Consider the following 13,397-nt stretch of genomic DNA (forward strand, 5'->3'; position numbering starts at 1 on the left):
TCACGGCGTTGCCTGCCCGGCGTCGGGATTTCCCCCGGCAGGACGGCCGACGGCGGGACTTTCGTTAATGACCCGGCGTGGCACCCGCGGGCTGATCCGGGTCACGATCTCGTAGTTGTTGGTGCCGGCGGCGACCGCCCAGTCGTCCGCCGTGGGACCGCCGTCGTCCCCGTTGCCGAACAGCACCGCTTCGGCGCCGAAGAGGTCTGCGCCGGTGGGGCCGATGTTGCCGAGGTCGATGACCATCTGGTCCATGGCGATCCGGCCCACCACGGGGTAGGTCCGGCCGCCCACCCGGACGGGACCGCCGGTGGCAATGCGGGGCACGCCGTCCGCGTAGCCCAGCGGGATCAGCGCCAGGGTGCTGGGGCCGCTGGTGCGGTAGCGCAGGCCGTAGGAAACGCCCTGCCCATCAGGGACCTGCTTGCACTGGGACACCAGGGTGCGCAGCGTCATCGCGGGACGGAGGCCCAGTTCGGCGGACGTCTGGCCTTCAAAGGGCGAGAGACCGTAGATGCCCAAACCCACGCGGACCATGTCAAAGTGGGTATCGGGGCGGGACAATGTGGCCGGGGTGTTGGCCAGGTGGCGGACCTCGGGGTCCACGCCCGCGTCCTCAGCCACAGCCAGCACCTCGCGGAAGGCCGCCAGCTGATCATCGGTTTCCGGCCGTTCGGGTTCATCCGCCACGGACAGATGGGAGAAGATGCCCACCACCCGCAGGAGGCCCTGGTCCTGGTACTCCATGGCCTCGCCCAGCAGCTGGTCCCAGGCATCGAGCGCTACGCCGTTCCGGCCCAAACCGGTGTCCACTTTCAGGTGGATCCGGGCGGGACGCTCCTGGTCACGCGCGGCGGCCACAATCCGGTCCAGTTCCCACCCGGAGCAGCCGATGTCGACGCCGGCAGCCACGGCTGCGGCGAAGTTGCTTTCCGCCGTGTGCAGCCAGGCCAGCAGCGGGGCTTCGATGCCCGCCGCCCGCAGTGCCAGCGCCTCGGAGATGTGTGCGACGCCCAGCCAGGACGCGCCGGCGTCCAGGGCGGCCCGGGCTACAGGAACCGCGCCGTGTCCGTACGCGTCAGCCTTCACCACGGCCATGACCTTGGCGGGCGAGGCCGCGTCTGCCAGCCGCCGCACGTTGTGGCGGATTGCGTCCAGGTCGATAACGGCGGACCGCTCGTACCGAGGATCGGGTCCTGAGGCCGCGCGGAAGTCACCTGTTGTTACGGGATAAGTCACGCTAGTGATTCTAGTGCGGCCGCTCAGGGCGGGATAATCGCGGCGCCCTCAGGCATCGGAAAGGTGCGCGATCGTGGCGGTGGCCCGGCGCTGGGCCGCGAGCGGTATGTCGTGGAGAATGTCGGCCAGGAAGCCGAAACGGCGGAGCCACTGGCTGCTCTGGCGTTCCGGCCTGGAGTTGGCCCGCTGCCACCAGTCTGCGATGTCTCCCCAGCCGGGTGCCGCCAACGAACCGCCCACCTCCTGCACGGCGAGGGAGGCGCAGAGGTTTGCGAAGCGAAGCCTGTTGCCCAGCGGCCAGCCAGCCAGGCTGCCCACGATGAAGGCCGCGTCGAAGCAGTCTCCGGCGCCGGTGGGATCCAAAGCAGTGACCGGCGGCGACGGTACCCACTCCTCCTCCCCCGTCTCCGAGTCCACGGCCATGGCACCCTGCGCGCCGAGCGTCACCACGGCCACGGGCACGCGATCGGCGAGGGCGTACAGCGCGGACCACGGATTGTCCTTCCCGGTGAACGCCATGGCCTCGCGCTGGTTGGGCAGGAACGCATGGAAGTACTGCAGGTTGTCCAACCGGACCGGTGACCATTCACCGCTGGGATCCCACCCCACATCCCCAAACAGCTTCACGCCTCCCTTCTGTGCGGCCACGGCCCAGGGTTCAATTTCGACGCCGAGCTCGGCAATGCCGGCGAGCGCCCGGGGCGGTGAACCAATCAGTTCGGACGACGTCACGGGGGCCGGGTGGCCGTGGGTCACCAGCGACCGGTCCTTCTCCACGCAGAGCGAGACGGTGACCGGCGAATGCCACCCCTCGACTTTGCGCGACATACTCAGGTCCACATGCTCTTGCCGGGCCAATATCTTCCAGTTGTAGTCCCCGTAACCGTCGTCGCCGAACGCGGCGGCCAATCCGGTGCGCAGTCCCAGCCTCGCCGCCGCAATAGCCTGGTTTGCGACGCCGCCGGGGCAGCTGCCCATGCCGTTGCTCCAGATTTCCGTGCCCGGCTCCGGCGCGTGGGGCAGGCCGGTGAAGATGATGTCCTGGAAGACCGTTCCGGCGAGGATCAGGTCGAACCCGCCGCCGGACTGCGCGCGGACGGACGAGAGCGGATCGAAGCGACGGTCCGGGATGGCGTCCATGTCCGGCACACTACGCCCTGTCGACGCCACGCGGTAGGGGCGCGCCCCGCGGAGGCCTACACTGCTGACTATGCGGCTTATGATTGCCGGCGGCGGCGGATTTCGCGTGCCGCTTGTCTACCGGGCGCTGTCCTCGGGCGCGTTCGCGGAGCTGGTCAGCGAACTGGTGCTGTTCGACGTTGATCCCGCCCGCCTGCGAGCCATCAATGCGGTTCTGCATGCCATGCCGGATTCCGGCGGCCCCACCGCTGGTCCCCACGCCGGTGCCCGGCCGCCTGCCGTGCGTTCCACCACGTCCCTGCCCGAGGCCCTGGCGGGGACAGACATGGTGTTCGCGGCGATCCGCCCCGGCGGTACAGCCGGCCGGATCCACGACGAACGGGTGGCCCAGGACCTCGGCCTTCTTGGCCAGGAAACCACCGGCGCGGGCGGCATCTCCTACGCGCTCCGCACCATTCCGGAGATGCTGCACCTGGCGCGGCAGATGCGGGAGTTTTGCCCGGACGCGTGGCTGATCAACTTCACCAACCCGGCCGGCATGGTCACCGAAGCCCTCCTGCCCGTCCTGGGAGGGAAGGTCATCGGGATCTGCGATTCTGCGGGCGGCCTGGTGCACCGGGCGGCCCGCGCGGCCGGCCTGTCGCTGCCGGACGGAAAGCTCGACGGCGTGGGCTACTTCGGTCTGAACCATTTGGGCTGGCTCTACCAGCTGGAGTCCGGCGGCCACGATCTGCTGCCCGGCCTGCTGTCCGACCCGGCCGCCCTCGGCACATTCGAGGAAGGCCGGCTCTTTCCGCAGCCCTTCCTCCAGGGCCTCGCCGCCCTGCCGAACGAATACCTCTATTACTACTACCGGCGGGACAGCGCCGCCGCGGCCATGCGCGCCATGGCCCGGACCCGCGGCGAGTCCATCCATCACCAGCAGACAGAGCTGTACCCGCGGCTCGCCACTGCCGGGGCGGACGCCTACAGACTGTGGGACGCCGCCCGCCGCTCGCGGGAGGAAGGCTACCTCGCCGAGGCACGGACCCGCGGCGAGCAGCGCGACGAGGACGACCTCGCCGGCGGCGGCTACGAACGCGTGGCCCTCGCCGTGATGCGCGCGTTGGCAGGGGCCGGGGATTCCCAGCTCATCCTCAACACCCCCAACACACTTCCGTCCGATCCTGGCCGGGCGACCGCCCCCGGGGGCATCCCTCCGGAACCGGCCATTCCGGGACTCCCCGCGGACGCCGTCGTCGAGGTCCCCTGCACCGTAACGCCCGACGGCGCGGCGCCGCTTCCACAGTCAGCCCCGGGGCCGGAGCAACTCACCCTGCTCCGGCGCATCAAGGAGGTCGAGCGGCTCACCGTCCGGGCCGCGACGCACGGAGACCGGGCGGCCGCCGTCGACGCCTTCAGCCGGCATCCGCTAGTGGACTCACCCGCGCTCGGGGCCAAGCTGCTGGCCGGCTACGAGCGTGCGTTCCCTGCGCTGCTGGAGCTTTGGCGCGGCTAGAGCCCCCGGCACATCACGTTCAGGCCCACATATCCGAGCATGGGGTGGTTGAACGCCCGGGGGTGGTGGCGAGGGCTGCATTCACACGCGCCACGTTAGCAGCCGCCCACGTGCCGGGAGGCCGCCCCGGAGCGGCTGGAGTAGTGTTTTACCGAGCGGGCAACATCAGGTCCCGCGCCGCGCCAGCGGTGGGAAGGAGAAGCCATGACATTGATGCGCAGGGTCGCTTTACTCTCCCTCCACACCTCCCCGATGGAGCAGCCCGGCGCCGGCGACGCCGGCGGGATGAACGTCTACATCCGGCAGCTGGCCTCGGCGCTGGCCGAGACTGGCGTGGAGGTGGAGATCTTCACGCGCTCCACCTCAGCCAAGCAGGCCGCCGTCGAACATCCCTTCCCCGGCGTGTGCGTCCACAACGTGCTGGCCGGGCCGCCGCGGAAGATCCCCAAGGAAGAACTGCCGGCGCTGCTCCACAGCATGGTGGCCGAGATCGACCAGATCCGCCGGCGCCAGCCGCACGGCCGCTATGACGTCATCCATTCGCACTATTGGGTGTCCGGGATCGCTGGCCTGGAGCTTTCGGAAGTTTGGGGTGTGCCGCTCGTCCACACCATGCACACCATGGCCAAGGTCAAGAACCTCCTGCTGGAGTCCGGCGAACTGCCCGAGCCACGGCGGCGTGAGGAGGGCGAGCACCGGATCGTCGACGGCGCCACCCGCCTGATTGCCAACACCACGGCCGAAGCCGAAGAGCTGGTATCCCACTACGGTGCAGATTACGACCGTATCGATGTGGCGCCGCCGGGCGTGGACCTCAGCACCTTTACACCCGCGTTCCGCGCGCGGTCCCGGGCCGAACGCGGTGTTTCGCCGGAGACGTTCCACCTGGTGTTCGCCGGCCGGATCCAGCGGCTGAAGGGCCCGCAGATCCTGCTCAAGGCCGCGGCCCTGCTTCGCGCCCGGCGGCCGGGGATCGATCTCCGGCTCACCATCCTGGGCGCCCTCAGCGGCAACAAGGACTTCAACCTCCGGCACCTGATCGCGGAGTCCGGAATGGACGACGTCGTCACGCACCTTCCCCCGGTCAGCGCGGCTGACCTGGCGTCCTGGTTCCGGGCGGCCGACGTTGTGGTGATGCCTTCCTACAGCGAATCGTTCGGACTCGTGGCCATTGAGGCACAGGCCTGCGGAACCCCCGTGGTGGGCACCCGGGTGGGCGGACTGTCCCGCGCCATCTGCCATGGCCGGACCGGGCTGCTGGTGGACGGGCACCACGCCTCGGACTGGGCGGACGCGCTCGAAGCCATGTACGACGATCCGGACACCCGCGCCGATATGGGGCGGGCCGCGGCCATCCGCGCGGAGAACCTGGGGTGGAACCGCACTGCCGCGATCACGCTCGAGACTTACCACGCCGCCGTCGAACAGCAGCTGGCCAGCCGGCTGATCCCGGCGGTGCCGGCACCGTAAGCGGCGGGCAACCGCCGTCGGCCTTCAGTACCCGGCCCCAACCAAAGGACAAGGATGTCTGAACGGAATACCCTCAGCGACCTCGAGATCGCACGACAGGCTACGATGCGGCCCATCGAGGAGATCGCAGCGGCCGCGGGCATCAACGCCGCCGCGCTGGAACTGTACGGGCGTTACAAGGCGAAGGTTGACCCGGCACTGCTGACCGCTCCCGCGCCGGCGGGGAAAGTGGTGCTGGTCTCGGCGATGTCGCCCACGCCTGCTGGTGAAGGGAAGTCCACCACCACGGTGGGGCTCGCCGATTCGCTGGCCCGGGCCGGGCACAAGGTGATGATCGCGCTGCGGGAACCCTCGCTGGGTCCCATCCTCGGCATGAAGGGCGGCGCCACCGGTGGCGGCTACTCCCAGGTCCTGCCGATGGATGAGATCAACCTGCACTTCACCGGTGATTTCCATGCCGTGACCTCAGCCAACAATGCCCTGATGGCGCTCGTGGACAACCACATCTACCAGGGCAACGAACTGAACATCGACCCCCGGCGGATGACGTTCAAACGGGTCCTGGACATGAATGACAGGTCGCTCCGCGAGGTGATCATCGGCCTCGGCGGTCCCACCCAGGGTGTCCCCCGGCAGGACGGCTTCGACATCACCGTGGCTTCGGAGATCATGGCGGTTTTCTGCCTGGCCTCCAGCCTGGCCGACCTCCGCGAGCGCCTGGGCCGGATCACGTTCGGCTACACGTACTCCCGGGTTCCGGTCACCGTGGCGGACCTCGGAGTCCAGGGCGCCCTGACCCTGCTCCTGAAGGAAGCCATCAAGCCCAACCTGGTGCAGACCATTGCCGGCACTCCCGCGCTGGTGCACGGCGGGCCGTTCGCCAACATTGCGCACGGCTGCAACTCGCTGATTGCCACCCAGACGGCGCGGCGGCTCGCGGACATTGTGGTCACGGAGGCCGGTTTCGGCGCGGACCTGGGCGCGGAGAAGTATATGGACATCAAAGCGCGGATCGCGGACGTGGCGCCGTCGGCCGTCGTGGTTGTGGCCACCGTCCGTGCGCTCAAAATGCACGGCGGCGTGCCCAAGGACCGGCTGACGGAGCCGGACCTTGAGGCACTGCAGGCCGGCGTCGCGAATCTCCGGCGGCACGTGCACAACGTGGAAAAATTCGGGGTGGCGCCGGTGGTGGCCATCAACAGGTTTTCGTCCGACACGGAAGAGGAGCTGGACTGGCTGCTGGAGTGGTGCGCGGCGGAGGGAGTCCAGGCTGCGGTGGCGGATGTGTGGGGCCGGGGCGGCGGCGGCGACGGCGGCGACGAACTGGCCGCGAAGGTCGCCGCTGCAGTTGCCGGGCCGAACAGCTTCCACCATCTGTATCCCTTGGACCTGCCTGTGGAGGAGAAAATCCGGACCATTGCGCAGGAGATCTACGGCGCGGACGGTGTGGACTTCTCCGTCCCCGCCCTGAAGCGCCTGGCCGAGATCGAAAAGAACGGCTGGACCGGGCTTCCCGTCTGCATGGCCAAGACCCAGTACTCCTTCACCGACGACGCCTCCCGGCTGGGGGCTCCCAAGGGCTTCACCGTGCACGTCCGGGATCTCATCCCCAAGACCGGCGCGGGTTTCATCGTGGCGCTGACCGGTGCCGTCATGACGATGCCCGGCCTCCCCGCCGCCCCCGCCGCCATGCGCATGGACGTGGACGACGCCGGCAACCCGGTAGGCCTCTCCTGACCTATCCCTCTCCCCACCCCGGACGCTCTCTCACATATGGTGGGTTTCCAACGAACCCTCTCTCACCTTTGGGGCCTTCCCAGGCAACGCTCTCTCACCTGTGGATAACTTCTGCGGGCACCGGCGACTCTGAGCAACAATGCCGGTATGCACACGCAGACTGCGCTTCCCGCCCAATTGGCATCCGGCCCGTTCACGCTCTCGGACGCCACAGCCGAAGGAGTCCCTCGGAACCGTCTCCTTCGGCCCGACGTCGCGCATGTCAGCCGCGGACTGTACCGTCCCGCAGACTGGGATTTCGAACTTGAGGCTGCCGCCCGCGCGCTTTCGGCAGCCACTCCGGGTGCCTGGATCTCGCACGTGACGGCGGCACGCCTTCGCAGCTCGTGCCTTCCACCGTGGCTCTCCGACTCCACAGAACTGCATCTGAGCAAGCCGCGGTCCCTGCCGAGCGTTCGCCGCAAAGGCGTGATTGGGCATACCGTGACCGCGGCTGACGACGAGGTCGAATCGGTTGACGGAATCCGCATCAGCACGCGGCCGCGCACGTGGCTGGACATGGCCCGCGTGCTGCCGTTGAAGGATCTCGTCTGCCTGGGTGACGAGTTGATCCGGCTGCCCCGGCAGGCGTTTGATAACCGTGACGTACCGTTTGCCACCGTTGAGAAGCTGCGCACCCTGATGGATCGGCACAAAAACCTGCAGGGAATCGTCCGCGCCCGCGAAGCCCTGGAACTCATGCGCGTGGGAGCGGATTCCGGCCCGGAGACCCTGCTTCGGCTGGCAATGCTCGACGCCGGGGTCCCCGAGCCCCAGCTTCAGCTCAGGCTGCGCGAGGCAGACCCACTGTCGCCGTCGGCGGATCTAGGTTACCGCCATCGGCGCGTGGCCATCCAGTACGACGGCGACCATCACCTCGTGCCCAAACAGCGGCTCAGCGATCGGCGACGGGACAAGGCCTTTGAAGCCGCTGGCTGGACGGTCCTCATTTTCGATAAGGATCATCTGGCCGACGGATTCGAACGCGCCGTCAGGATGATCAAAAGGGAACTGCGGTCCGCCTGGGTGGATCCCGCCGTCGTGTCCGGCTTTTCGCGCTCGATAAAGTGAGAGAGCGTCCGTCAGAAACGCCCCGAAAGTGAGAGAGCGTCGCAAGGGGCGTTAAACGCCGGACGCTCCCCCACCAAAGTGAGAGAGCGTCCGTCAAAAAACCGCCAAAGGTGAGAGAGCGTTTAGCGCTCCAGGTCGCCGCGGATGAAGGCCTCGACCTTTTCCCGGGCGAGGTCGTCGTTGAACTGCTCGGGCGGGGACTTCATGAAGTAGCTCGAGGCGGAGAGCAACGGGCCGCCGATGCCACGGTCCAGGCCGATCTTGGCGGCGCGGATGGCGTCGATGATCACGCCGGCGGAGTTGGGTGAGTCCCAGACTTCCAGCTTGTATTCCAGCGACACGGGGGCGTCACCGAAGTTGCGGCCCTCGAGGCGGACGAAGGCCCACTTGCGGTCATCGAGCCACTGGACGTAGTCGGACGGACCGATGTGGACGTTGCGCGGTGCAATGTCAGCTTCAACGTTGGACGTCACCGCCTGGGTCTTGGAGATCTTCTTGGACTCGAGGCGGTCCCGCTCCAGCATGTTCTTGAAGTCCATGTTGCCGCCGACGTTCAGCTGGTACGTGCGGTCCAGCGTGACGCCGCGGTCTTCGAAGAGCTTGGCCATCACGCGGTGAGTGATGGTTGCACCGATCTGGCTCTTGATGTCATCGCCCACGATCGGGACGCCGGCGGCGGTGAACTTGTCGGCCCATTCCTTGGTACCGGCGATGAACACGGGAAGGGCGTTGACGAACGCCACGCCGGCGTCGATGGCAGCCTGCGCGTAGAAGTGTGCAGCGTCCTCGGAACCAACCGGGAGGTAGCAGACCATAACGTCTGCCTTGGATTCGCGGAGGGCTGCGACGATGTCAACGGGCTCTTCGGCGGACTGTTCGATGGTCTCGAGGTAATACTTGCCGAGGCCGTCGAGGGTGTGGCCGCGCTGGACGATCACACCTGTGGGGGGCACGTCGGCGATTTTGATGGTGTTGTTCTCGCTGGCCAGGATGGCGTCGGCGAGGTCGACGCCCACTTTCTTGCCGTCAACATCAAAAGCGGCAACAAACTGGACATCGTTGACGTGGTACTTGCCGAACTCTACGTGCATCAGACCCGGGATCGTGGCCTGGGGATCGGCGTCACGGTAATACTGCACGCCCTGGACGAGCGAGGCGGCGCAGTTACCTACACCAACGATGGCAACACGAATCGGATTTGCAGACACGGAACTCCTTTGAAGAAAACTTCAGCCGCCAGGACGGTCAGTACCGGAAAGGTACGACGGCGGCACGCTGGCAGTGCGCCATTCGGCGCCATTTCATCTTACCCAACCAAGAGGGGGCCGGGATTGTTCCCGGCCCCCTCTGTCGAAGCGTTACGTGGTTACTTTTGCTTCCACAGGTTGATGTCCGACTCGACGGCGAACTCGTCGATGGCATCAACCTCGTCGGCGGTGAAGTCCAGGTTGTTGATGGCGGACAGGGTGTCTTCCAACTGCCGGACGCTGGATGCGCCGACGAGCGCCGAGGTCACGGAGGAGCCCTTGCCCTGCTCGCGCAGGATCCAGCCGATCGCCATCTGGGCCAGGGTTTGGCCCCGGCCCTCGGCGATGCGGTTGAGCCCGCGCACGCGGTCCAGGTTTTCTGGACTGATCATGGCTTGGTCCAGGGACTTGTGCTGCGCTGCCCGGGAATCTGCGGGCACGCCGTTGAGGTAGCGGCCTGTGAGCATTCCCTGGGCCAGCGGAGAGAAGGCAATGCAGCCGGCGCCCACCTGCTCCAGCGACTCGTAGAGGTTGGGGCTGCCGTTCTCGGTCCAGCGGTTCAGCATGGAGTAGCTGGGCTGGTGGATCAGCAGAGGCGTGCCCAGTTCCTTCAGGATCCTGGCCGCTTCGAGGGTCTGCTGCGGGGTGTAGGACGAGATGCCGGCGTACAGGGCCTTGCCCGAGCGGACTGCGTGGTCCAGGGCGCCCATGGTTTCTTCCATCGGCGTTTCCGGGTCCGGCCGGTGGCTGTAGAAGATATCCACGTAGTCCAGGCCCATGCGCTCCAGGGACTGGTCCAGGCTGGCCAGCAGGTACTTGCGGGAGCCAAAGTTGCCGTACGGTCCCGGCCACATGTCGTAGCCGGCCTTGCTGGAGATGATGAGTTCGTCGCGGTACGGCTTGAAGTCGTCCTTGAAGTGGCGGCCGAAGTTCGTCTCGGCGGCGCCGTAGGGCGGACCGTAGTTGTTCGCGAGGTCGAAGTGGGTGACGCCCAGATCGAAGGCGCGGCGCAGGATGGCGCGCTGAACTTCGAAGGGCTTGTCGTCGCCGAAGTTGTGCCAGAGGCCCAGGGAAATGGCCGGCAGCTTCAGTCCGCTGCGTCCGACGCGGCGGTATGGCATGGTGTCGTAGCGGTTCTCCGCAGCGATGTAAGTCATGTTGACTATCCTGCCAGCCCCGTCTCACATAACAGCACAAAAGCGAACTATTAAGCCCGGGGCTGAGGTCCGGCCTGAGACAATCCACTCACGACGTCGTCAATCGCCTTTTGGTACTGAGGCGTCTGGAGGTAATCGCTATGCGTAGTGACGAGGAACTGATACGTGAAGGGATCCATCTCCTGCGCGTAGCGGTCCGGAACGTTCCCGACGTCGGGGAATCCCGAACCGTTGTAGAGAACCGGGAAACCGAGGTAATCGGTCTTGCGGTAGAGATTCACCCATCGATTCGGGCCGGCGCCGAGGACGTGGCTGAGATTCACATCGAACTGAACCGTCGGTTCGCCTGTGATGATGCGCTCATCGTCCGGGCTTCCGGCCGCGGTGAGTTTTGTCCGGCCCACCGGTGCCGTGGCGAGTACGGCCGGCCCCAGGAGTTCCGGGAAGAACCGGCCAAAGTAGGACCTCAGCTGAGTGCCGTAGGTCAGCAGACCAATCCTGTTAAAGGGCAGGTCAGGCCGCGTTGACTTTAGATGGAACAGCGCGCTGACGGCGATCACCGCGCCCAGGCTGTGCGCCGAGATCGCCACCATGCCGGTTTTGGCAGGCGGCGCACCGTCCGTGCCATCCAGCCACGCCGCGATCCGGGCGGCAAATTCGGGGACCGCCCGCTCGCCGTAGCTGGGGGGTCCGAACGGGTGCGCGGTCTTGGGCATAAAGCACATCAGATCCCAGAGGAGCGCCAGCGGCCGGGAGTTCGGTTTGGCCGACATCACGGCAAGCGCAACAATCGTGGCGCCGGCCGCAGCCAGACCCAGGGCTCCCATGCTTTCGATCAGACCGTAAAGCCCCGCGGCCGGGCCGGCATTCCACCAGTCTTTGAAGGTGCCCAGGATCAGGGCTGCCAGCAGACCCAGGAAAATGAGGATGGCCAGCAGCGACACCACAGCCTCGGCCCGGTGAGCCAGGGACGCTGTCCGCCGGGCAGCCACCAGTTTGCGGCCGGCAGCTTCCTGCTGCGGCAGTGGCGGAGCGGCAGCGTAGGCGGACAGCAGCTCCGAGACTGCGGCTTCCTGCGTGTTCCACGTCATCGAACGCACGGCCCGCCACGTACAAACGCCCCAGGCGATGGCACCGCCGACGATGACTGCCAGCAACAGCCCGCTGAAGAGCGAAAAGACCGACGGCGGCAGGAGGACGTCGCCGGCAATGGTCCCGTACCGCCACATCCCGTCCTCCGTAGCAGCCCGCCGCTGGAGGTTGCGCTGAAGCACCGTGGCAGCAGCGCCGACGATCGCGGAGCCCAGAATTGTGGCCGCTCCCAGCGCGAGGGTGGAGAAGACGGCCGAGCCTTTGCCCCGCCAGCCAAGAGTCCGTTTGTCGTAGCCTTCCCGCCGGAGCGTGGCCATGGTGAGGATCAGCACCAGCATCACGAACATCAGCCCGGCCGGGGCGGTGCCCAGGCCCAGCATTCGCGTTGCGGCCGCGACCCCGCCCTCGGGAGTACCTGACAGGCCGGCGGCCAGACCGGCGACAAGGACGCTGATGATGGCTGCGGCGGCAATCCCACCCAGCCAGGCGGGTCCGGCCCCGGACGGCATGTCCGGATTGTCCGGGGACTTCCGCACCGTTTCAATGCCTGCAGTGACCACCGCGGCCGCCGCGACCAGCCACGCGGCCACCATCGCGATCCCGGCCAGACCGATTCGGCCGGGCACAAGCTGCGGGACGCACTCCGTGAAGAGTGTGCCCAGGGTTCCGCAGGCGGCACCGTCGATCCGCGTCCAGAGGCCGTCCCAGGCGATGATGGCGCCGACCGCGGCCAGCGCCGCCCACACGTGCAGCCACCCGTTGTAGCGGATCTCCTTCCGCGCTTCCCACAGATTCCGGATCATCAGGGTGGGGAGTGCCGATATTTTCGCGGCACCCGTGCCGGCCGACGCCAGGGCACCGGCGCCCAGATTCGGTCTGGGGTGGAACCGGGTCCGCGCCAAGTAGGCGATGGCTGCCAGGACGGCCACTGAAACAATGGGTATCAGGGCGAACCCCACGATGCGCTGGCCGCGGGTCCAGCCGGCCAGGCCGTCCAGGAACGCAGGCAGCGCGGAGCAGACGCGGCGTTCCTGGTCCGGAACGTCGGCCGGAAAACATTGGACGGCGATGAGGTCCGTCGACACGACGGCCGCCGTCACCACAAAATAGAGGGTCAGAACAAGCGCGAAGAGCCTGATCCGCCCTGCGCCGTCGCGCCCGTGCACTGCTCCGTCGGCACGGTCGATGCGCGTTTCCGCCTGCCCGGACACCGGATCCGTAACCACTTCCTGCTTAACAGCGGGCAGCGGCCGGCTCCAGTAGGCGGCGTTTGTCAGTCCGAACGGCATCAGCAGGAACCACGCTGTACGGACCGCGGCGTCGGCCACTTTGCCGGCCAATCCTACCCCGGTGAAGCGTGCCAGCCGGCCCCAGGAGTATGCCTCCACCACTCGCGGACTGCCACCGTTAGCCGCGGCATCTTCGCCCGCGCCATCCCCCGCACCGGAGTCCACAACGGCTCCCGACCCGGACTTGGCCCGGTAGAAGCCCGCAAGCTCATCACCCCAGGACAGTTCGACGTCGTCGGGCTTGAGTGAGCGCTTCCCCGCCCGGAGGAGCTCGTGGGGCGGTGTATTGCGGATGCCGTGGATCCGGAGTTCGAGCGTGGCAGGAACCGTACTTATTCCTGGGTCACCCATGACGGCCTCCATCGCCCGTACACCACCGAGCCGCCCGTCACGGCTGGTCAGTATGCGAATAGTACGC

At 67.2% G+C, this 13,397-nt stretch carries 9 protein-coding genes; 4 read left to right on the forward strand and 5 right to left on the reverse strand.

Annotated elements, in window-relative coordinates; translation table 11 throughout:
- Both alr and FYJ92_RS13565 read right to left on the reverse strand, forming a co-directional pair.
- Positions 1-1,239 carry an alanine racemase gene (gene alr / locus FYJ92_RS13560; protein ID WP_185261176.1) on the reverse strand — a complete coding sequence of 413 codons (1,239 nt, stop codon included), beginning with the start codon at positions 1,237-1,239 and terminating at the stop codon, positions 1-3.
- Positions 1,240-1,287: 48 nt separating this feature from the next.
- Positions 1,288-2,379 carry a carbohydrate kinase family protein gene (locus FYJ92_RS13565; protein WP_185261177.1) on the reverse strand — a complete coding sequence of 364 codons (1,092 nt, stop codon included), beginning with the start codon at positions 2,377-2,379 and terminating at the stop codon, positions 1,288-1,290.
- A 70-nt stretch (positions 2,380-2,449) separates the two neighbouring features.
- Between FYJ92_RS13565 and FYJ92_RS13570 the strand changes: the two genes are divergently transcribed.
- The 4 genes from FYJ92_RS13570 (at position 2,450) to FYJ92_RS13585 (ending at position 8,194) form a co-directional block, all read left to right on the forward strand.
- Entirely contained in the window at positions 2,450-3,877 is a 1,428-nt protein-coding gene (locus FYJ92_RS13570) for a 6-phospho-beta-glucosidase (protein WP_185261178.1), read from the forward strand.
- Positions 3,878-4,081: 204 nt separating this feature from the next.
- The gene (gene mshA, locus FYJ92_RS13575; RefSeq protein ID WP_185261179.1) at positions 4,082-5,347 is read left to right on the forward strand and encodes a D-inositol-3-phosphate glycosyltransferase; all 1,266 of its coding nucleotides are present in this window, start codon (positions 4,082-4,084) and stop codon (positions 5,345-5,347) included.
- A gap of 54 nt (positions 5,348-5,401) precedes the next feature.
- Positions 5,402-7,084: a formate--tetrahydrofolate ligase gene (locus tag FYJ92_RS13580; protein ID WP_185261180.1), complete on the forward strand. Its 1,683-nt coding sequence runs from the start codon at positions 5,402-5,404 to the stop codon at positions 7,082-7,084.
- Positions 7,085-7,231: 147 nt separating this feature from the next.
- On the forward strand, positions 7,232-8,194 hold the full coding sequence (locus FYJ92_RS13585; protein WP_185261181.1) for a DUF559 domain-containing protein: 963 nt from the start codon (positions 7,232-7,234) through the stop codon (positions 8,192-8,194).
- A 122-nt stretch (positions 8,195-8,316) separates the two neighbouring features.
- On the opposite strand, the gene FYJ92_RS13590 is transcribed toward FYJ92_RS13585, so the two are convergent.
- The 3 genes from FYJ92_RS13590 to FYJ92_RS13600 all read right to left on the reverse strand — a co-directional run bounded on the left by FYJ92_RS13590 (position 8,317) and on the right by FYJ92_RS13600 (position 13,330).
- Entirely contained in the window at positions 8,317-9,402 is a 1,086-nt protein-coding gene (locus tag FYJ92_RS13590; RefSeq protein ID WP_185261182.1) for an inositol-3-phosphate synthase, read from the reverse strand.
- A 158-nt stretch (positions 9,403-9,560) separates the two neighbouring features.
- Entirely contained in the window at positions 9,561-10,598 is a 1,038-nt protein-coding gene (gene mgrA / locus FYJ92_RS13595; protein ID WP_185261183.1) for an L-glyceraldehyde 3-phosphate reductase, read from the reverse strand.
- A gap of 50 nt (positions 10,599-10,648) precedes the next feature.
- Positions 10,649-13,330, reverse strand: a complete 2,682-nt coding sequence (locus FYJ92_RS13600; RefSeq protein ID WP_185261184.1) for a hypothetical protein — start codon at positions 13,328-13,330, stop codon at positions 10,649-10,651.
- Between the last annotated feature and the right edge of the window lie 67 nt (positions 13,331-13,397).

It is taken from the genome of Pseudarthrobacter sp. NBSH8, from assembly GCF_014217545.1.
GTDB lineage: Bacteria > Actinomycetota > Actinomycetes > Actinomycetales > Micrococcaceae > Arthrobacter.

What these genes read in the sequence shown, in the direction of transcription:
- FYJ92_RS13565 (WP_185261177.1), bottom strand. Translation starts at nt 2,379, where the DNA reads ATGGACGCCATCCCGGACCGTCGCTTCGATCCGCTCTCGTCCGTCCGC.
- FYJ92_RS13570 (WP_185261178.1), top strand. Translation starts at nt 2,450, where the DNA reads ATGCGGCTTATGATTGCCGGCGGCGGCGGATTTCGCGTGCCGCTTGTC.
- mshA (WP_185261179.1), top strand. Translation starts at nt 4,082, where the DNA reads ATGACATTGATGCGCAGGGTCGCTTTACTCTCCCTCCACACCTCCCCG.
- FYJ92_RS13580 (WP_185261180.1), top strand. Translation starts at nt 5,402, where the DNA reads ATGTCTGAACGGAATACCCTCAGCGACCTCGAGATCGCACGACAGGCT.
- FYJ92_RS13585 (WP_185261181.1), top strand. Translation starts at nt 7,232, where the DNA reads ATGCACACGCAGACTGCGCTTCCCGCCCAATTGGCATCCGGCCCGTTC.
- mgrA (WP_185261183.1), bottom strand. Translation starts at nt 10,598, where the DNA reads ATGACTTACATCGCTGCGGAGAACCGCTACGACACCATGCCATACCGC.
- FYJ92_RS13600 (WP_185261184.1), bottom strand. Translation starts at nt 13,330, where the DNA reads ATGGGTGACCCAGGAATAAGTACGGTTCCTGCCACGCTCGAACTCCGG.